The organism is Cryobacterium sp. TMT2-42-4 (assembly GCF_004402645.1).
Lineage (GTDB): Bacteria > Actinomycetota > Actinomycetes > Actinomycetales > Microbacteriaceae > Cryobacterium > Cryobacterium sandaracinum.
Window position 1 is genome coordinate 68,521 of sequence record NZ_SOFT01000017.1, and the last position, 19,331, is coordinate 87,851.

The following is a 19,331-nucleotide window of genomic DNA, read 5'->3' on the forward strand; positions in this document are numbered from 1 at the left end:
TGCATCAGATGGGCGGCATCGATCACGAACAGGTCGTATTCCTTACCTATGCCGCTGATGCTGTGGCGATCGCATCGCGCAGTTGCTCCAGGGTTGGGGCGCCGGCTAGTCCCGTGGGGGTCTTGTAGATGCGGCAGGCCAGTCCCACCGCGGCCGATAGGTCGGGAAAGAGGTCTGTTCCGCCCACCAGCATGCTCGGAGAACCTCGAAAACCGATTGTCTCTGCGTCTTCCAGATCCTCGACCAACCGCCGGGTCACAACGATGCCGGGGCATGCAGCCGCGATCAACGCCAGCCGCTCAGCAGCAATTTTCCAGTTCGGGCACCCATCGAAGTACTGCAACGTAATATCCATGCCTTCACCGTAAACGTTGCACCGCAGTGCAAGGTCAAGTGGTGGAATGGGAATATGCAGATTAGAGACCTGGCCATCGCGAGCGGCGTAACCGCACAGACCATCCGGTTTTATGAGCGGCGCAGCCTGTCGGATCACGCCGAACGTGGGGGGAACGGTTACCGCCGCTACAATGAAGCGGCCCTATCGCGCCTGCGGTTCATTCGGTCCGCCCAGACGGCTGGTCTGACATTGGCCGAAATTAGCAGCATCATCACTGTGAGAGAAGCTGGCGAGGTGCCGTGCGAACACGTCTCCAACCTCCTCTCAAAAAGACTTGCGGATGTGCACCGCCGCCAACAAGAACTCGTACTTCTTGAAATAGAGCTGCAACACATCATCGACGCGAGCCAGCATCTCGACCCAGGCGATCGCGAAGCGGGCAGTGTCTGCCACGTCATCACCCAAGCTCGGCATTAGCACGCAACGTTTACTCATGCCATGACGCTGGGAATGTGACGCGTAATGTGCTGTCGGACGAGACCGGGGCTCTGCTCGGTCCGCTATTCCCTCCGGCGAAGCAGCGAGGCCGGCCACCGGTAGATCGTCGGCTCGTGGTGGAGGCAGTGATCTGGCGGTTTTGAACGGGTGTTCCCTGGCGGGACCTGCCGGAGCGGTTCGAGAACTGGAACACGATCTACCGCAACTTCGACCGGTGGGCCAAGATCGGCGTCTGGGCTCGATTTCTCGAGCATGTCCAAGGCGTCGCGGAAGCACAAGAGCAAGTCGATTGGGCGGCGTCGATCGACTCAACGCTTGTTCGCGTGCATCAACACGGTGCGACACTGCCACGACTCAAAAAGGCGCCTGTTGGACTACAACAAAACCAGCGCTGAGCCGCCCGATCATGCGATCGGCCGGTCGCGTGGTGGGCTGACGACGAAGACACATCTCGTGTGCGACGGCAAAGGCCGGCCGCTCAGCTTCGTCGTCACGGGTGGCCAGGTTGCGGACACGATTATGCTGCCGACAACGATGGACCAGATCCGCGTTCCGACGGCTGGATGGCCCCGGCGTCGGCCGGAGCGGCTGCGCGCGGATAAGGGATACCCGTCGAAGTCGAACCGGGCCTGCCTGCGGGCGCGGGATGTGAGGACGACGATTCCGGAACGAGATGACCAAATCGCTCACCGTCGTAAGCGCCCGGGCCATCCGATCGTGTTCGACGCGGTCGACCACAAGGGCCGCAACGTCGTCGAGCGGTGCTTCACCGACTTAAGCAATGGCGCGGCATTGCGATGCGCTCCGACAAGACCGCTCGGAACTACCCCGCCGCGCTCTGTCTTGCAGCGTCCCTTCAGTGGCTCACCGCCATCTCAGAAAGCGAAGACTGAGCGGAGTCAGAGCTGCTTCCGCATCTTGACGGTAGTGGTTTCATATCCGACTGACTCGTACAGTCCCCGCGCGGCCTCGTTGTGACCGAACACGCTAAGGCCCAGCGTGCTCGCGCCTGCCGCTCGGGCATGGTCTTCAGCGAGCCGCATCGCCGCTCGCCCGTAGCTCTTATTTCGGTATTCGGGCTCGACTACGACGTCCCAGACCCACCACGAAGTGTCATCGCCCGAGCTGTCGCGACCGATCCAGAGGTACCCGACGGTGCCATCCGTGTCGTGAACGAGGTCAAACACAGCGTTATCCGCGGTGGGGGCACCTGCGGGGAATGCCCGCTCTAGAGAATCGGCGGCATGCCGATCGGCAGCATGTGGCGTCTCACCAGCAGTGATCAGGTCTGCCTTGTACTCGGCGTGACACCGTTCCTGCCACGAGGGGAACCGTTGGGCGTTGATCGGAACCAGGGTGATCGGCATGCGACCAGTCTGACAGCGCCCTCGCCACCCCTCATACCCGTAACCAAGCGTATAAACGGTCAGTGAGTCATTCATGATTTGTTCCCTTCTCAGTCCGGCAGACCATCGACGTCAGACAACACGGGGCCTGAACTACGTCGATATTTCGGCTATCAGCCGATGGCTCGCCATCGGCTGATAATTTGGTCCGTTGAACGCAGCGGAGCGGGAGTCAAGGGCGGCCACAGGTCGGATTCCGTAGGAATCTGCGGAGCACCCTTTTACGCCCGTGGGAGCGGAGTGCAACGCGGGCGAAACGAGCCGGGCGCTCGTCGGCGCTCTCGATGGATTCGGTGCCACCCGCGGTGTCTTCATCACGACGAGCGCGTTCACACCGGCCGCCATCAGCTACACCGCCGACGTACCGTCTCGCATCATCCTCATCGACGGTCAATGACTCGTGGATTTGATCATCAAGTATCTAGTCGGCGTCCAATCGTGACAGACCTACGCCGTTGTCGAAGTGGACGACGACTTCTTCGATTGACAGCTCCACGTGTGGTCCACAAAGAAGAATTCCAGTCGGCGTAGCTTCCCACTAGAAGCTGATCGGTTCGATCAGTCGCCGGTCCTCGCTGTTGAGCGTGCGGACGACGTTGACTGTCCGGGCTACCGGGTGCGCCGTCACCGTTCTTGCGATGGCAATGGAGCTGTGTGGTCAAGCATCGACACGGTTTCCTCCTTGTCGCTGATCTTCTCCGGGTGCAGCCATTGGTCCCACACGTCCGGGGTCAAGAACACGGGCATGCGGTCGTGGATTTCACCTGACGCGTCTCGCGCTGCGCGCGTGATGATCGTGAACGTGATCTTCCACCCATCGTCCTCTTGGCGGGACGCGTAGAGGCCGACCGCGGCCAGCAAATCACCGTCGCTGTGAATGAAGTAGGGCTGCTTGGCGTCGTCCATCTGCTGCCACTCGTAGTAGCCGGCCATGGGCACCAGGCACCGTTGGCTGACAAACGCGCTGCGGAACATGCCATTACTGGCCACCGACTCCAAGCGTGCGTTGATGGGGGCCGGGCCACCCGGCTTCGCCCAACCTGGCTTCAATCCCCAGGAAGCCAGGTCCAGGTCTCGCTGCACTGTTGCGTCGTGGATCCATTCCCGCACGATAGGTGCCGGGTCGGTGGGCGCAACACTGTACGAGGGCTTCCAGTCAGCGGCATTGTCGCCGGTGGCGTCGAAGAGGCTCAGCAGCTCGTCTGTCGTATTGGGGACCACATATCTACCGCATATGCAGTTGAAATTAGCTCCACCCCGGCCTCGTCAGCAATGGGGTCGACCGTAACACCTTCTGAGCAACATCACTGAAGGGGGCCTCATGCGAGTCGAACGATGCGGCACTCGGGGCAGCACCAGGAGGGGCCTTCATCGGTGCCCTCGATCACCATGGGCACCAGGCACATTTCGCAGTTCGGCACACCCAGCTCGTCGCTCATGATGGACACACCACCCGCGCACCCGCGCTTGGCCTTCAGGCCCGTCACCGGGACGCGGCACGCGGCCGAGGCGGGTGTCATTTTCCGAAGTCGTCAGCACAACGAACCCCTGTGTTTCGGGGTTGTGCAGGCGAGTGTGAACATTGGCTTTTTCGTACTCCTCTGCACAAGGCGCCCGTTTGTTCCGAACTCCTCTGCACACAGTGAACAGGCGGCAGTGTCACCGGCGCGCTGGATTGCCCCGGGAGAGTGTGGGCCTCACCCCCTGGGACACGTCGACCAGGTGCTTGCTTCTCCTGAGCCTCGGACAGTTTGGGCTGCTTGCTGGGCAGCCGAACGGCCGCTTTCGCTTTTTCGCTGCTGTGCAGGCGAGTACGAACATTTGTGCAGACGACTTCGAAAATAGACACCCACGACGCCAAGTCCACGTCGCGCGTGACTGTTTCGTCGTGGATCCACTCCCGCACGCTTGGCGCCCGGTTCGTGGGGGCAACACTGTAGGAGGGCTGCCAGTCGACGGCGTTGTCGCCGGTCGCGTCGAAGACACTTAACAGCTCGCCTGTCGTGCTCGGGACCACGAATCTGCCGCTATTTTGGAAGCCGCCGCGCTGGAAAGTGTGAAGTCAGTTGTTATTCAGTAGGACGTTGAAATGACCTTGGCAGGACAGGTCACGTTCACACCCTGCGGGGACCTTGGTCGGGTACGCACGCTCCGACTTCGAAGGGACCACACCTTGCCTCGCCCCCTGATCCGGCTCCTGTCCATTGCGGCCCTTGCGATAGTACTGGCGGCGACTGCACCGGCCCAGGCCCAGGCCGCCCCGCCCGATCAGGCCGCCGATGCCGACAACGCGCGCGCGTCGAATTCCGCGACCCTGCTGTATTTCAACGACGCCCACGAGATCGGCGCAGTACTCTCCGGCGGACAGGACCGCGGCGGTGTCGCCCGTCTCTCCACTGCGATCGACACGGTGCGTGAGGACAACCCAGCGACATCCGTCGTCTTCGGCGGCGACCTGGCCGGAGGCACGCTCTTCGGCGGGCTTTACAAGGGGTTCCCGATGGTCGACGCCTTCAACAAGATCGGCGTAGACCTCGCGAACTTCGGCCAGCACGACTTCGACTTCGGGATCGATAACGCCCGCGAGCTCGTTGCCGCGTCGGAGTTTCCGTGGATCACCTCCAACCTGGTCGACGCTGAGGGCGAGCCGTTCGTGGCGGGAGGCACGTGGGAGGTCCAGCGCATCGGCAAGGTGCGAGTGGGCTTCATCGGCCTGACCGACGCCATCGATACGACCTTGGCCAGCGACCAGCTCGACGAGACCGATCCCGTCGAAGCCGCACGGGCCGCCGTGGCCGACATGACAGCGACAGAGAAGGTGGACGTCGTGGTGGCAGTGACACAGCACTCGATGGACGACAACCGGGTGCTGGCGCAGGCCGTACCGGAGATCGATGCCATCTTCGGCGAGGAGATGGCTGAGTACGAGTCCGTCATCTCCTACTCCGGCAGGGTCCCTCTGATGGCGCCCGAGGGGAACATCGGCTCGCTCATCCGGCTCGACATCACCAAAGAGGGCGGCGAGTACATCGTCGCCCCGTCCGTGATCGAGGTGGACCACACGGTCACCCCGGACCCGATTCTGCGCCAGCTCGAGAAGTTCTACGAGGCCGATATGGCGGCCAACCTCTCCACGGTCCTCGCCACTGTCCAGACCCCGCTGCTCAACCCTGATAACGCCGCCCGCCGCCAGGAAACAGCTCTCGGCAACTGGGTTGCGGATGCCTTCCGCGCGTACCACGGCACCCAGATCGGGTGGATGAATGGTGGTGGCCTGCGCGCAGAGGCACCAGGGCCGGACTTCACCACGCGGGACGCGTACTCCATCGCACCCTTCGACAACAAAGTCATGGTGGTGCAGGCGTCCGGGGCCGGGATCGTCGCGGCACTCGAGCAGGGCGTTGGACACGTGGACATTCTGGGAGGCGGCTTCCCCCAGGTGTCGGGGATTTCCTACTCCTACTCCCCCAGTGCTGCCGTCGGCTCACGCGTAAGCGACGTCCGGGTCGCCGGGGAACCAATCGACGTCGCATCCACATACTCGGTGGCGGTAACAAACTACGTCGTCGGTGGCGGCGACGGCGTCGCCGGGTTCTCGGGAGGATCAGTGCTGGTCCCAGCTTCGGGAGCGCCAAGCGACGCGGAGGCGATCATGGCCCACGCAAAGTCGCTCGGCGTCGTCGACGCGACGACGGAGGGACGGATCACCGTCCTGCCGTAAGACCGACGCCGAAATCGGCGGCCTCGCGCACGGCGTTGCACTCACGATCAGCGCGGCAACCCTCCACGCAGGATCTATTGTCGTGTTCCGCCGGCAGCAAGCCCACCCCAACGGCTCGCCCAGCCCGCGCATCATGGTGACAATTCAGCTCATCGCCAGTGCAATCATCAGTTCTGGATTTGTCAACCCAAGTGGGACCCGCCGGGGCAATCTAAGCGGGACCCACTGACCTCACCGCTGCCAACGAACCGCGGCATCCGACTCCCCGAACAGGGAGGCTCCCCATGGCAGGGCCGAAGCGCTACCTGACCTGACGCGGTCGAGATCGGCCAGAACACACCTCAGGCTCAGATGGGGCCGTCCAACACGCTTGCTTCTCGCACCTTGGCCTCAATCTGCTCGTCCAAGCGAACAGATTCGTCAGCGCGGCTGCGAGGTGCGACGCACCCCCGGACCGACGATAGCCTCGAAGCACAGCAGGTCGTTCATAAGGCGCAGAGTTGATTCGGTTCACGAGTTTCATGCCGGTCCCGCAACCCAGCCTGACCAAGGCGAAGTTCAACATCCGAGCAGGGGTCGGAGGTGCCTCAGCGTGGGATCTGCTCATGGCCGACGATCTCGAGGACTGGCTTGACATGAGCCGCCACCGCGAGCGGCACCAGAACAACAACCTTGACCGCGCCGAGTTCCTGCTCACCTTCGCCCAGTACTACCCGTACGGACCCCAGTACGTCATCTTCGGCGGGTTCTTCCAGGTGCGCTCAATCGTGCCGGAGATCATCGGCGGGCCTGGCTACGAACTGGAATTGCTTGACCAGTATTCGGAGTACATCAAACGACTCATCGTCAAGCTGGAGAGGCCGGTCGGTAGAGACCTGTACCTGCGGTGGTACGGGACGCTGCAGGACAGCAAGCTCAACCCCGAGGTGTATGAGCTCGCACCGGACACCAAGCTCGGCACGTTCCCTGGCTACCAGAACGTCAGGCTTAGTCACCACGAACTCCAGCGCATCATCGGCAGCTTCCAGTACTCCATCCTGGAGATTTTCGACCCCAAGACAAAGTCCGAGACGATCCTGCAGCGCGAGTCCGTCTGGAAGCTCGCCCTCGACAGCCGCGGGCACGGGATTAACCGGAACTGACCCACCGCGCGAACCGGCGACCGAACCTCCCCCGCGAGCTGCGAGACCCGCACCACCGGGAGATGCTGCCGAGCATCTCTGCGCGCTTTCGTGCGCTCGGCACTTCCTCGCGGCATCGGCCTCTGCGGTCGGGCATTGAGAACATTTGTCCCGCGACACGCTATCTCAGCCCCCCTCAGCCGGCAGGGCTCTTCCTGCCGCCCCTCGGGGCGCCACCCTTCCTCGAACGCCTGCCAATCCTGTGGCGCAATGTCAGGCCTGTGGCGGGAATTCTCATGTGATTCCTGGACGGTCCTGCTCCATGCCTCAGCGTCATCAGCTGACATTTCACCGGATCGCACGTCGTTCGCGACCTCGTCCGCCTTCCCCACGCCCAAGTAGATGGAGAACCTCTCGTAGGCCTCAGAAGATAGTTCCGAGCCACCGGGACCCTCGCCGCGATTGTGCGATGCGCCCATAGCTGTAGTCCCCTTAATCATGTAGTCGTTGACTGAACTCTTTTAGGGGGTCGCTCGCGTCGTGCCCTTCGGGTTAGGGGCGCGATCGTCGAGCGAGTAGGCCCCGGTTGCAGGTGCAACCCGAGCCTCGTGCGTCTCGGGCCGACGAGGGTGTGCGTCCGACTCGGGCAAGCACAGCAACCCACCACCCGCCGGCCGCGAGAGTATGCGCACCGGAGTTTCGCCCGCACTTCAGATCTAGAGCGGAGTCGGTCAGCATCCGGGCAAAAAGAAAGGCCCCGTGACCGGTAGAATTCCTGGTCAAAGGGCCTTTATGTGTAGCGGGAGCGGGAATTGAACCCGCGACACCACGATTATGAGCCGTGTGCTCTAACCAACTGAGCTACCCCGCCACGACCTGTCGGCTGCAAGAGCTTCCAAGCCAGAGCCCCCTGTGGGAATCGGACCCACTACCTCTTCCTTACCAAGGAAGTGCTCTACCAATGAGCTAAGGGGGCGAAGCATCCGTGTGAACGAAAACCAAGCCAAATTTCGGCAACCGGTAAATATTATCACCAAGTCGGCCGGCTCGATGACCGTGGGGCGGAATCGGGCACCGAAACCCCCGGCAGCGCCCACGCGGTGAAGCTCGGCCCGTCCGTTTCCAGACGGATTCGTCCGCCCGCCACGCTGACGGCGGCGTCGCCCAGGAGCCGGGTCGGCTCCCCTGCCACGGACCCGAGCGGCAGTGTCACCGCGCACGCGGCGCGGGCCGCGACCAACAGCACCGACTCCTCCGCACACTCGCGCACGTAGACGAGCACATCCGCTCCCACGTGCACCCAGCGCATCCCGCCGCCGTTCAGGGCCGGGTGGGCGGTGCGCAAGCGGATCAGCGCGGCGTACAGGTCGATGGTGGCCGCCACCTCGGAGTCGCCCGCCGTATCCCACGGCATGGGCGTGCGCGAGCCCTCGCCGTCGTCGCCGGCCAGTCCGAATTCGTCGCCGGCGAAGACCACCGGGATGCCCGGCAGGGTCGCGCTCAGCCCGAAGGCGACGGCCACTCCCCCGTCGATCGCATGGGTGCGGAACCTTGGAGTGTCGTGCGTGTCGAGAGCGTTCATGGTGGCCAGGCGAGTGCGCCAGGGGTAGCCGGCCGTGAACCGGAGGTGAGCGTCCACGAACGCCCGCCCGTCGGTCAGCGGGATGGTGCCGTAGGGCAGCCCGAAGAACGTCGAGGGGCTGTGCGGTTTCGAGAGCCAGCTCCACACCGGTCGGGTGAAGGTCGTATAGGTCATCGCGCCGTGCCAGCCGTCACCCTGGAAGTCGTCCGACGCATCATTGGTCGATTCGCCGAGCAGGATGGTGTCGGGGTTCTCCGCGATCATGGTGCGACGGATGGTCTGCCGCACCAGGGCGTTCAGGTCCTCCCCCTGCAGGCGGCCGGTCATGTTCGCCACATCGATGCGCCAGCCGTCAAGGTGGTACGGGGCCCGCAGCCACTTCGCCACCACCGACTGCGGCCCCTCGATGAACCGGCGGCGCAGCTCGATCGAGGACCAGTTGAACTTCGGCAGGCTGGGCACGTCGAGCCAGGACGCGTAGTCCTCGTGCCGGTCGTCGAGCCAGTAGTAGAAGGAGCTCTCGACGGCATCCGGGGTGCGGTGCGCCGCCCGGAACCACTCGTGCCGGTTGCCGGAGTGGTTCGACGTGAGGTCGCCGATCACCTTGAAGCCCCGCTCGTGGGCAGCCTCGACCAGCCGCACGAGGGCAGCATCGCCGCCCAGTGCCGGGTCGACCACGTCGAAGCTCCGCGCGTCGTAGCGGTGGCACGAGCCGGCCGGGAACACGGGCGTCAGGTAGAGCAGGGTGACGCCAAGCCGTTCGAGGTGGTCCAGGTGCAGGACGATGCCGTCGAGGTCCCCACCGTAGAACTGGTGCGAACGGGCCGGTTGCTCCGCCGCCACCGGGTCGCCCCACGCCGCGGGCACAGCCCAGGCCGGCTTCTCGCGCAGCGCGGCGGCCGTGGAACGCCCGAAACGATCCGGGAAGATCTGGTACATCACGGTCGACGCGGCCCAGTCCGGCGGTGCCGGATGGCTGAGCAGCTTGAAGTCCTCCGCGTCGACGGTCTCGAAGGAATGCGCTCCGGCGGCGTTCAGCCACCAGTGCCCGCCGTCGACCCGGTTGATCAGGAACCGGTAGCCGTTGACCGGGTTCAGGATCTCGACCTCGGCCTCCCACCACCGCCAGCCCTCCGCCGCGCCGAGCAGGCGGGCCTCGTGGAAGCGCGGTTCCCGGTCGGGTGTCGAGCGCACGTGCACGGATGCGACGGCGCCCCACGCCTCCGGCACCCGCACCCGCACGCCGACCGTGTCGCCCGGCCGCGGCGCCTGGTCGGAGACGTACAGGGCCGACCCGTCGTGGTGCGGAAGCATGCGCGCCCTACTTCACCGATCCGGCGGTCAGGCCACCGACGATGTACTTCTGCAGCCAGAGGAACAGGGCCATCACGGGCAGGGCCGCGAGCACGGCGCCGGCCGCGAAGACCGAGTAGTTAGTGGAAAATTTCTGAGACACGAACTGGTACAGGCCCACCGCGAGGGTCTGATTCTCCGGACTGATCAGCACGATGCTCGCGATGACGAACTCGTTCGTCGTGCCGATGAAGGAGAGGAGGCCGACGACGGCCAAAATGGGTGCGACCAGTCGCAGGATGATCGTGAAGAAGATGCGCGCGTGCCCAGCACCGTCCAACTTGGCGGCCTCATCGATCGAAGCGGGAATCGTGTTGAAAAATCCGTACATCAAGTAGGTGTTCACCCCAAGAGCCCCGCCGAGGTAGACCATGATCAGGCCGACCTGCGAGTCCAGTCCGATCGCGGGGAAGATATCGGAGATGCCGTTGAGCAGGAGGAATATCGCAACGACAGCCAACAGTTGGGGAAACATCTGCAACAGTACGAGCGTGAGCAGTCCCCCCCGGCGACCGAAAAAACGCATCCGGGAGAAGGAATACGCCGCAAGGGCGCCCAAAAACACCGTGCCGATCGAAGTGATCACTCCGATGATCAGGGTATTGCCGTACCAGGCGGCGTATGGCTGTTGGGGCAGGTTGAAGAGCGTCACAAAGCTGTCGAGGCTCACCTTGCTGAAGAGCCCATTTGCCGTGATCAGGGTGCCACCGGGTTGCAGCGCTGCCGAGAGCACGTAGACGAGGGGGAACGCCGAGAACACGGCCATGAACACGCCGATCAGGTGGCGCCATCCCGTTGCTTTGAACCAGCGCTTGAACTGGAATGACGACCTTCGCGCGACGATGCGGTCGCTTGTCTCCCGATTGTTGACCTGCATGTCAGTTCAGCTCCTCTAGCGCCTTGGTCTGCCTAAAGCTGATGATCGACACGATCGCGACCAGCAGGAAAATGATGATGGAGAACGCGCTCGCCAATCCGTAGTCGCGGTTCGCACCGACGAAGGCGACCTTGTAGACCATCGAGATGAGGATGTCGGTCGCACCGACATTCACTCCCGCGGTGACGTCTCTCGGCCCGCCATTGGTGAGCATGTAGATGAGGTTGAAGTTGTTGAAGTTGAACGCGAACGACGAGATGAGCAGCGGGGCCACCGACACGAGCAGCAGCGGCAGCTTGATCAGCCGGAACACCTGCCAGGGCCGCGCCCCGTCGACCGTTGCCGCCTCCTGCAACTCGCCGGGAATCGACTGAAGAGCACCCGTGCAGACCAGGAACATGTAGGGGAAGCCGAGCCACAGGTTCACGAAGATGATGCTGAATTTTGCCAGCCATTCGTTTGTGAGCCAGGGTATTTCCGCCCCGCCGAACAGCACCTGGTTGACGAAGCCGAACTGCGGGTTGAGCAGCCCCGCCCAGACCAGCGCGGACAGGAATGCCGGGAACGCGTAGGGAAGAATCAAGACGACGCGGTAGACGTTGCGTCCGCGCATCCGCAGGTCATTGAAGACCAGCGCCAGGAAGAGCCCGAGCGCGAACGTGGTGGCGACAGAAAGGAAAGCGAAGGCGAAGGTCCACAGGGTCACGTTGATCAGCGGCCCCCGAATGGAATCCGTGCCGAACGCACGGGCAAAGTTATCGAATCCGACCTCGACCTTCCAGCCGGGGCGCAGTTCGGTACCGTCCTCCGCGGCGAACGCCCCGACCGTGCGGTCCTCGGCGTAGACGACGTTCGTCGTGGTGTTCGTCATCGTTCTCGCGGCCTCGTCGTAGACCAGATCGGACAGGTAGAGATAGGCCTTTGAGCCGTCCGGGGTGCGGAGCACCCCCTCGTTCGGGTCGTCGGTGAGCGGCACCGAGAGGGCCGCGATGACCTCTTGATTGGCAGCGATGTCGCTGAACTTGAGCGAGGTGTAGCCGGGAAGTGCGGTGGCGACGCCGTCGGCATCCGTCTCGGCATCGGTGACTTCACGCAGGGGCGCGTCGGCACTGCCGACGCTGATCCGGCCGTCAGGGTCGGTGACGAGGAGACTGTAGGCACCCAGTTGCTCGATCACGGTGATGTCATACGCGACCGAGTCCGGCACTCGCTGCTGCGCGGAGGCGATGAGTGATGAAACCGCGTCCTCCCTGGTGCTGTTGTGCCCGGTGCCGTAGTTCGTGAAAGCGATGTAGCCGGAATAGCCCACAACAAAGATTTGGAAGATCACAAGGAAGATCAGGCCGGGGGTGAGGTACTTGGCCGGCAGGGCGTTTTTGCTGAAGTAGATCCAGTTGACGATCAGAGTGACTGCCAGAACGAGTCCGAAGACGACCCAGTCCTGCTTCAGGAAGAGCACGAAGAGGGCGTAGACGCTGATCGCGTCGACAATACCGAGGAGCAGAATTTTCACCAGGAGAATCTTGATCCCGACGGACGCCGCCTCGGCAATTCGTCCCGCCCGCTTGGATTGCCTCAACTGGGTGACCAGCGAGTTGTCGCGCGCGGTGCGATCGCGACCTGTTCGTGGGGTGGGCATCTTCGTCCGATCTCTGGCGCCTGCCGGCAACCTTGCCTGATGTGTGGTGAGGGAGCACGCTGTGCCCGGCTCCCTGATGGAGCCGGGCACACGGTGTTACTTCGCGATGGCGCCCTGGATTTCGCCAGTCATCTTCTGCCACAGCGCTGCCGGGTCACCCTCGCCCGCGATGATCGCGGCCTCGGTTACACCCCAGAACTGCCAGACCTTGCCCATTTGCGGGATGTTGGGCATCGGAACGGCGGTTGCTCCGACCGTACCGAAACCGGCGGTGATCGGGTCGGCGGCAGCTGCCTCGAAGGCGCTGGTCAGCGCCGGCGGGCGCCCGCCGACCTCGTAGAGCGCCGTCTGCACCTCTTCGGAGCCGATGTAGTTCACCAGGAATTCATTGGCAGCGAGAGCGTTCTTGGTCTTCGCACTCACGAAGAAGCCCTGCACGCCGACAAACGGCTGGGCAGGGTTGGCGCTGGCAGTCGGGATCGGGTCGATCGCGACGTCGATGCCGGCCATCTGGGCATCCGGGACATTCCACGGACCGGAGAGGAAGAACGGCGATGCGCCGGCGTTGAACTTCTCTTTGGCGATGTCGTTGGTGATGTTCACGCTGAGGTGCCCTGCGGCGCCTTCGGATGCGAGCCAGGCCGCGTAGGCCTCACCACCGGCGTTACCGATCGAGAGGTCTTCAGCGTTATAGCTGCCGTCGGAGTTGGTGCCGAACACGGGGGCGCCGAACGAGGTCTGGAACGGGTACAGGTGATACGGGTCCGATTCCGGTCCAACGGGCACGAGGAACGGGAACTCAGTGCCGGCGGCGGTGCCGGCGGCGACCATGTCCGCGTACGTCGCCGGCGCGGTCGGCGCCAGGGCCGTGTTGCGGAGGAGGGCGATGTTCTCGATCGAGTAGGGGACACCGTAGGTCTTGCCCTCGAAGGTCATCGCGGTGACGGCGACCGGCTGGAAGTCAGCGGTCGTATCACCGAGTTCGACGGGCTTGAGCACGCCGTTCGAGACGAGGTTCCCGATCCAGTCGTGGGCGCCGATCGTGATGTCGGGGCCCTTGCCGGTCGGAACCTGTGCAATGAACTCTTCCTGGATCTTGGGGAAGTCCTTCTGGATGAGCTTTACCTTGACGCCGGATTCCTTCGTGAATGCCGCCGCCGCGTCTTTGAGGACCGTGCCGCGGTCGGCATCGACCCAAACCGTCAAGGTGTTGGCGGCGGCTTTATCGCCGTCGCCATCCTGCGGGGAGGCCCCGCCGGAGCATCCGGACAATGCGAGGGACGCTGCGACCACTACTGCGCCGGCAGCGACGAGACCTTTCATGTTCACCATCATTGGTGTGCCTTTCTCAGGACATTGAAGATTTATGCAAGCGTTTACATGTATAGCAAGTATCGGAACCATTGACAACTGAAATAGTCGGATCTATATCTCGGGCGGGTGATGCGCGCAGCCCACAGGCGTGCAAGCGCTTCCATCATCATGAAAATGCCGTAGGGTTTCTTTTCATGACAGGCTCAGAGTGGTGGCGAACCGCAGTTATCTATCAGATCTATCCTCGGTCCTTTGCGGACGCCAACGGTGACGGGATGGGCGATCTGACCGGCATCACCAATCGTCTCCCTGCCCTCCGGGCTCTCGGGATCGACGCCATCTGGCTCTCGCCGTTCTACACGTCACCGCAGAACGACGCTGGTTACGACGTGGCCGATTATTGCGATGTCGACCCGCTCTTCGGCACGCTCGCTGACTTCGACACCCTGCAGCACACGGCACACGAGCTGGGCATCCGCGTGATCGTGGACCTCGTGCCGAACCACTCCTCCAGTGAGCATCCGTGGTTCGAAGCTGCCCTCGCCGCCGCCGAGGGCAGTGAGGAGCGCGCGCATTACATCTTCCGTGACGGCCAGGGCGAAAACGGCGACCTTCCCCCGAACAACTGGGATTCCGTCTTCGGCGGCAATGCCTGGACCCGCGTCACGAACCCGGACGGCACTCCCGGCCAGTGGTACCTGCACCTCTTCGACACCACCCAACCCGACTTCGACTGGGACAACGAATGGGTGAAGGCGCAATTCCGTGATGTGCTCCGGTTCTGGCTCGACCGCGGGGCGGACGGTTTTCGGGTGGACGTCGCGCACGGCATGATCAAAGCGGCCGGTCTTCCCGACTACACGCCTCCGGTCGCGGGCGGCAGCATGGGCGGCGCCTCGACGGAGGGTCCAGGCATCATCACCGAGTGGCCCGAAACCGCGCCCTACTGGGCCCAGGACGGTGTGCACGATATCTACCGCGACTGGCGCCTCATCCTCGACGAGTACCCAGGCGACCGTATCCTCGCTGCCGAGGCCTGGGTCGACCCGCTCAGCCACGTCGCCGAGTGGGTTCGCCCCGACGAGATGCACCAGGCCTTCAACTTCGCCTACCTCGAGACGGCCTGGGCCGGCCCGGCCCTCCGCCGCGTCATCGACGATTCCCTCGCTGCGTTCGGCGCGGTTGGTGCCCCGAGCACCTGGGTGCTCTCCAACCACGACGTCGTGCGCCACGCGTCCCGGCTCGCGCTCAACCACGAGAACCTGCAGGGCCACGGTATCGGGCCGACGACGCCCGACCTGCCCGACAACGTGATCGGCCTGCACCGGGCCCGGGCCGCCTCGGCGCTCATGCTCGCGCTGCCCGGCTCCAGCTACCTCTACCAGGGCGAGGAACTGGGTCTGCCCGAGGTCATCCACCTGCCCGACTCCGCCCGCGAAGACCCCACCTGGTTTCGCACCAACGGAGAGCGCTACGGCCGTGACGGATGCCGGGTGCCGCTCCCCTGGGAAGCCGCCGCTCCCTCCTACGGCTTCGGCCCCTCGGCCGAGAGTTGGCTGCCGCAGCCGGACGAGTGGGCGGGCCTCGCCCGCGACGCGCAGGTCGGCGTCGCCGGCTCCACCCTCGAGTTGTACACGCTGGCCCTGGGCCTGCGCCGGGAGCACGCCCTCGGGCTGGGCTCGGTGGAGTGGCTGGACGGCCACGCTGACGAGATCGTGGCGCTGCGCAATGGCGCGGTGACGGTCGTCGCGAACACGGGCGCGACATCCGTGCCTCTGCCTGCCGGCGAACTGCTCCTCGCCAGCGGCCCGCTGCCCGGCAACACGCTCCCCGGCGACACCACCGTCTGGCTGCGCGCCTAGCCCCCGCCCTCCGAGCCTTTGCCCTACCGAATTCGACGGGCATTCCCCAAACGACCGGTTTAGAGCTCAAAACCCGGTTGTAGAGCAAAATTTCCGTCTAATTCGTTTGGGGCACGGGGCGGAACGGCGCTCGAAGGCGACGGCCGCCGCGTGCTCCGGCGACGCGATCACTGACCCCGCAGCGCCGCCATGGGACAATCGGAGGGCGTCGCCTGAACGGGGAGCGCATCGAAGGAGTAGCAGTGACCGGCATGGGGATCGACAGCGGAACCGAACACGGAACCGAACCGGGACCCGGCACCGACCCCGAAACCGAAGCCGACCAGGCGGCCCCGACGCGCGGGGATCTCGCCGAACTTCGCGAGCTCACGACAGAGCTCACCCGATTCATGCTGGCGTACAAGTTCGCGACCGACGAGATGATGACGAAGATCAACATCTTGAAGGAGGAGTTCGCCTCCATCCACGACTACAGCCCGATCGAGCACGTCAACTCTCGGCTGAAGACGCCCGAGGGGATCCTGAAGAAGGCCGTCCGCAAGGGCTGCCCGCTCGTCCTCGACGACATTCGCGCCCAGATCCAGGACATTGCCGGCATCCGCATCACCTGCAGCTTCATCTCGGACACGTACCGCATTCTCGACATGCTCACCAGCCAACTCGACGTCACGGTGCTCGAGGTCAAGGACTACATCGCCGCCCCGAAGCCGAACGGTTACAAGAGCCTGCACCTGATCGTCGACATCCCCGTCTTCCTGTCCGACCGGGTCGACGAGGTCACGGTCGAAATCCAGATCCGAACGGTCGCGATGGACTTCTGGGCGAGCCTCGAGCACAAGATCTATTACAAGTACCACGGGGCGGTTCCGGTGGATCTGGTGGGCGACCTCAAGCAGGCGGCGGATGCCGCCAATCGCCTCGACCTGAAAATGGAGGGCCTGCACGACCAGGTCCGTGCCATGGAGCCCGACGGCAGCGGAGAGACCCACCTGCTCGAGATCGCCGGGCTGTCGCAGCTGGCACTGCCCGAGGGCCTCCTCGCTGCCATCGGCCGCGCCCGGGCCGCCGAGTCCGCGCCAGTGACCGAGCCTGAGGACGAGGACGAGACCGAAGCCGAAGCCAAGGCGGCCGGCTAGTTCCCGCGGGCCTGAGTCGGGGTCGAACTAGTTCGTGTTGGCGTACAGCCAGACGAGGGGGTTGACCTTGGTGCCGTCCTTGCCGCCGACGCGGATCTCGAAGTGCAGGTGCGGGCCGGTGGACATCCCGGTGTCGCCGACCTGACCGATGACCTGGCCGACCGTGACGACGTCGCCGGTCTTGAAGAGCATCGAACCGTGGATCATGTGCGCGTAGACGCTGGAGACGAGCTCGCCGTCGATCATGTGGTCGATGATCATGTGCACGCCGAGGCTGCCTTCGCCGTCTTGGGCGTAGCGCACGACGCCGTCGGCGATCGACTGGATCGGTGCGCCGAGGCCCGGGTTGAAGTCCTGGCCACCATGGTTGGAGGAGCAGCCCGCACAGTCGCGGAAGCCGAACTCGTCACCGATGTGCACGCCCACCGAAAAGGGCCATTGCACGGTGCCGTTCGGGTTGTTCGTGAAGGTCGCTTCCATCCGGATGCCGCTGGCCGCTGCGACCTCGGCGATGGTCTTCGACTCGTAGCCGTCACGCTCGACCGAGATGGTGTCCGCTCCGCCGGTCATGGAGAGCGTCTGGGCAGGTTCGCCCTGGGCGCTCAGCTTCGCGTTGTAGGCAGCGGCCTGCACATCGGCAGAGGACAGCAGCGCCTCGGCCGGCAGGGAGGTGGCCACGGCCATCAGGGCGACGAAGGCCATGGCGACCATCGTGACGCCCGTCGTGGCGAACTTGCGCACCCGATTGGCGGGGACCGTCGCGGTGGTGCGGGGCCAGGGTGCCGGGGCTGTGACGGCGGCCGGGTGAACGGCGGGCGCCAGGCGCTCCCGGGCCGATGCGCGGCGGGGGCGGGAGGCGGGCTGTTCCGCGCGGCGCTGCGCCCGGGTGGGGAAGGGGATCTCCGTGGACGTCGTGACGGCGGAGACGACCGTCTGCAGCCGGTCCACGTCGGAGACCGGAGCGTCGGCGGCGGCCGGCGCGGCGATCAGGCGGTCCGAGTCAGCAATTGTCACGGACTCGAATTCGGGTCCGGCGAGGCTCGCGGCGACCAGAAGATCGAGGTCCGGCGTCAACGGCCCGGCATCAGCGGGATCGGCGGCGGGCGGCGCGTCGATGTCCGCGGAGCCTGGAATGTCCAGCACTGGGACGGACATCCGCTCGCGCTCGCGCAGCTCGCGACGCGTGAGGGGCTTCGTTGCGGGGTCACTCACACCCGGCAGCGAGGCAGCCGAGCTGGAGGAGTGAGGGAGCAAAGGATCGGTTCTTTCGGCGCATTGGTCGGGAGCAACATAGTCGTCTTGGCCTCAACCAAAGTAACGAATCAATACAGGTTACCGCCCGGAGGCCGGTTATCCCTACGCTTCGACGCAGAATGACACCCGAAAAAGGGGCACTGCCTCCGTTTCCGGCGATCTCTCCGGGCCGCCCCGAGCACGTCGGTCACCGGTGTTTCCGCGGCATCCGTCTCGTTCGAAGCGGTTCAGTCGCCTACGCTTCCGCGTCGGCCATGAAGTCATCGAAAAGTTTGGCCAGAAGGGGCTGGCAGACCCGATAAAGGTCGGGAGCCCCGGCGATGAGCAGGCCCATACCCTCGCGGTCGGCTCCGAAGCCACCGACTCGAGCGCCGGCCTCGCGCGCCACCAGCGCGCCGGCCGCGTGGTCCCAGGGGCTCAGCCCGCGCTCGTAGTAGAGGTTCAGCCGCCCGGCGGCAACCGAACACAGGTCGAGTGCGGCCGACCCGATGCGGCGGATGTCCCGCACCTCGCCGATCAGGCCCCGCACGACGTCCGCCTGCCGCTCTCGTTCGGCCGCGCGATAGGAGAAACCGGTGCCCAGCAACGCCAGCGACAGAGGCACGTCCGTCGGCACCTGCAGCCGACGGGCGCCCAGCCACGCCCCGTCACCTGCTGCCGCGGTGAACAGCTCGTCACCGGTCGGGTTGTAGACGGCGCCCGCCAGCGTGGTCCAGGTGGCCGGATCGGGGTCACCCTCGACGACGGCGATACTGACCGCCCAGGCCGGAAAACCGTAGAGGTAGTTGACGGTGCCGTCGATCGGGTCCACGACCCAGGTCAGGCCGGATGTGCCGCGGGTGGCCGCCGACTCCTCGCCGAAGAAACCGTCATCGGGTCGGGCGTCGGCCAGGAGAGCCCGAATCAGCGACTCGGTTTCCCGGTCGGCCAGGGTCACGACGTCTTCCGGGGAGGACTTCGACGCGGCGACCTGCACCCCAACAGTTCTCCGCCGGGCAGCCAGTTGCCCCGCGGCGAGCGCGGTGTCCTGGGCGAGGCGAAGCAATCCGGCTGAGGCGCGTGTGGTCATGGCTCAACGCTAGGTGATGCGGTAGAGAGAGTGGCAAGTGAGGGATTCGAACCCCCGAAGTCTAAGACGGCTGATTTACAGTCAGATCCCTTTGGCCACTTGGGTAACTTGCCAGTACGCACCCGACCATATGCAAAACACGTGACCGGAGACGCTCAGTCA

15 protein-coding genes and 3 tRNA genes are annotated in these 19,331 nt (G+C 64.5%); 6 read left to right on the forward strand and 12 right to left on the reverse strand.

What is annotated here, in order from left to right:
• Positions 1-46: 46 nt before the first annotated feature.
• Positions 47-355, reverse strand: coding sequence for a thioredoxin family protein (locus E3O18_RS05490; RefSeq protein ID WP_134396035.1), 309 nt, complete (start codon positions 353-355; stop codon positions 47-49).
• A gap of 54 nt (positions 356-409) precedes the next feature.
• On the opposite strand from E3O18_RS05490, the gene E3O18_RS05495 reads away from it, so the two are divergent.
• Positions 410-814, forward strand: a complete 405-nt coding sequence (locus E3O18_RS05495) for a heavy metal-responsive transcriptional regulator (protein WP_134396036.1) — start codon at positions 410-412, stop codon at positions 812-814.
• Positions 815-1,734: 920 nt separating this feature from the next.
• On the opposite strand, the gene E3O18_RS05515 is transcribed toward E3O18_RS05495, so the two are convergent.
• The gene (locus tag E3O18_RS05515; RefSeq protein ID WP_134396038.1) at positions 1,735-2,202 is read right to left on the reverse strand and encodes a GNAT family N-acetyltransferase; all 468 of its coding nucleotides are present in this window, start codon (positions 2,200-2,202) and stop codon (positions 1,735-1,737) included.
• Positions 2,203-2,470: 268 nt separating this feature from the next.
• Between E3O18_RS05515 and E3O18_RS05520 the strand changes: the two genes are divergently transcribed.
• On the forward strand, positions 2,471-2,638 hold the full coding sequence (locus E3O18_RS05520; RefSeq protein ID WP_241976539.1) for a restriction endonuclease: 168 nt from the start codon (positions 2,471-2,473) through the stop codon (positions 2,636-2,638).
• 227 nt (positions 2,639-2,865) lie between these two features.
• On the opposite strand, the gene E3O18_RS05525 is transcribed toward E3O18_RS05520, so the two are convergent.
• Complete coding sequence (locus E3O18_RS05525) at positions 2,866-3,462, reverse strand: SOS response-associated peptidase (RefSeq protein ID WP_198410575.1); 597 nt, start codon at positions 3,460-3,462, stop codon at positions 2,866-2,868.
• A gap of 952 nt (positions 3,463-4,414) precedes the next feature.
• On the opposite strand from E3O18_RS05525, the gene E3O18_RS05530 reads away from it, so the two are divergent.
• Together E3O18_RS05530 and E3O18_RS05535 are read left to right on the forward strand one after the other, a co-directional pair.
• On the forward strand, positions 4,415-5,962 hold the full coding sequence (locus E3O18_RS05530) for a 5'-nucleotidase C-terminal domain-containing protein (protein ID WP_134396039.1): 1,548 nt from the start codon (positions 4,415-4,417) through the stop codon (positions 5,960-5,962).
• Positions 5,963-6,567: 605 nt separating this feature from the next.
• Complete coding sequence (locus tag E3O18_RS05535; protein WP_198410576.1) at positions 6,568-7,104, forward strand: hypothetical protein; 537 nt, start codon at positions 6,568-6,570, stop codon at positions 7,102-7,104.
• A 776-nt stretch (positions 7,105-7,880) separates the two neighbouring features.
• Here E3O18_RS05535 and E3O18_RS05540 read toward each other — a convergent pair.
• The 6 genes from E3O18_RS05540 to E3O18_RS05565 form a co-directional block, all read right to left on the reverse strand.
• Positions 7,881-7,954: transfer RNA gene (locus tag E3O18_RS05540), tRNA-Met, on the reverse strand.
• 33 nt (positions 7,955-7,987) lie between these two features.
• Positions 7,988-8,059 (reverse strand) — tRNA-Thr (locus E3O18_RS05545).
• 54 nt (positions 8,060-8,113) lie between these two features.
• Positions 8,114-9,979: a glycoside hydrolase family 13 protein gene (locus tag E3O18_RS05550; RefSeq protein WP_134396041.1), complete on the reverse strand. Its 1,866-nt coding sequence runs from the start codon at positions 9,977-9,979 to the stop codon at positions 8,114-8,116.
• A 7-nt stretch (positions 9,980-9,986) separates the two neighbouring features.
• A complete protein-coding gene (locus tag E3O18_RS05555) occupies positions 9,987-10,895 on the reverse strand; it encodes a sugar ABC transporter permease (RefSeq protein ID WP_134396042.1) in 909 nt (302 codons plus the stop codon).
• 1 nt (position 10,896) lies between these two features.
• Positions 10,897-12,534 carry an ABC transporter permease subunit gene (locus E3O18_RS05560; protein ID WP_134396043.1) on the reverse strand — a complete coding sequence of 546 codons (1,638 nt, stop codon included), beginning with the start codon at positions 12,532-12,534 and terminating at the stop codon, positions 10,897-10,899.
• A 96-nt stretch (positions 12,535-12,630) separates the two neighbouring features.
• Positions 12,631-13,857, reverse strand: coding sequence for a maltose ABC transporter substrate-binding protein (locus tag E3O18_RS05565; protein ID WP_241978125.1), 1,227 nt, complete (start codon positions 13,855-13,857; stop codon positions 12,631-12,633).
• Positions 13,858-14,042: 185 nt separating this feature from the next.
• Between E3O18_RS05565 and E3O18_RS05570 the strand changes: the two genes are divergently transcribed.
• Both E3O18_RS05570 and E3O18_RS05575 read left to right on the forward strand, forming a co-directional pair.
• Positions 14,043-15,710, forward strand: coding sequence for a glycoside hydrolase family 13 protein (locus E3O18_RS05570; protein ID WP_134417693.1), 1,668 nt, complete (start codon positions 14,043-14,045; stop codon positions 15,708-15,710).
• Between the two features lie 251 nt (positions 15,711-15,961).
• Positions 15,962-16,846: a GTP pyrophosphokinase family protein gene (locus tag E3O18_RS05575; protein ID WP_134396069.1), complete on the forward strand. Its 885-nt coding sequence runs from the start codon at positions 15,962-15,964 to the stop codon at positions 16,844-16,846.
• 27 nt (positions 16,847-16,873) lie between these two features.
• On the opposite strand, the gene E3O18_RS05580 is transcribed toward E3O18_RS05575, so the two are convergent.
• From E3O18_RS05580 to E3O18_RS05590, 3 genes are all read right to left on the reverse strand, one after another.
• On the reverse strand, positions 16,874-18,058 hold the full coding sequence (locus tag E3O18_RS05580) for a M23 family metallopeptidase (protein WP_134396046.1): 1,185 nt from the start codon (positions 18,056-18,058) through the stop codon (positions 16,874-16,876).
• 277 nt (positions 18,059-18,335) lie between these two features.
• The gene (locus E3O18_RS05585) at positions 18,336-19,169 is read right to left on the reverse strand and encodes an inositol monophosphatase family protein (RefSeq protein WP_134396047.1); all 834 of its coding nucleotides are present in this window, start codon (positions 19,167-19,169) and stop codon (positions 18,336-18,338) included.
• Between the two features lie 31 nt (positions 19,170-19,200).
• A tRNA-Tyr gene (locus tag E3O18_RS05590) sits at positions 19,201-19,282 on the reverse strand.
• Positions 19,283-19,331: the final 49 nt, after the last annotated feature.

Bases quoted from the DNA above. Each gene is read 5' to 3' on its own strand.
- E3O18_RS05585 (WP_134396047.1), bottom strand. From the start codon at position 19,169: ATGACCACACGCGCCTCAGCCGGATTGCTTCGCCTCGCCCAGGACACC.
- E3O18_RS05555 (WP_134396042.1), bottom strand. From the start codon at position 10,895: ATGCAGGTCAACAATCGGGAGACAAGCGACCGCATCGTCGCGCGAAGG.
- E3O18_RS05515 (WP_134396038.1), bottom strand. From the start codon at position 2,202: ATGCCGATCACCCTGGTTCCGATCAACGCCCAACGGTTCCCCTCGTGG.
- E3O18_RS05550 (WP_134396041.1), bottom strand. From the start codon at position 9,979: ATGCTTCCGCACCACGACGGGTCGGCCCTGTACGTCTCCGACCAGGCG.
- E3O18_RS05575 (WP_134396069.1), top strand. From the start codon at position 15,962: ATGGGGATCGACAGCGGAACCGAACACGGAACCGAACCGGGACCCGGC.
- E3O18_RS05490 (WP_134396035.1), bottom strand. From the start codon at position 355: ATGGATATTACGTTGCAGTACTTCGATGGGTGCCCGAACTGGAAAATT.
- E3O18_RS05565 (WP_241978125.1), bottom strand. From the start codon at position 13,857: ATGAAAGGTCTCGTCGCTGCCGGCGCAGTAGTGGTCGCAGCGTCCCTC.
- E3O18_RS05495 (WP_134396036.1), top strand. From the start codon at position 410: ATGCAGATTAGAGACCTGGCCATCGCGAGCGGCGTAACCGCACAGACC.
- E3O18_RS05570 (WP_134417693.1), top strand. From the start codon at position 14,043: ATGACAGGCTCAGAGTGGTGGCGAACCGCAGTTATCTATCAGATCTAT.
- E3O18_RS05535 (WP_198410576.1), top strand. From the start codon at position 6,568: ATGGCCGACGATCTCGAGGACTGGCTTGACATGAGCCGCCACCGCGAG.
- E3O18_RS05560 (WP_134396043.1), bottom strand. From the start codon at position 12,534: ATGCCCACCCCACGAACAGGTCGCGATCGCACCGCGCGCGACAACTCG.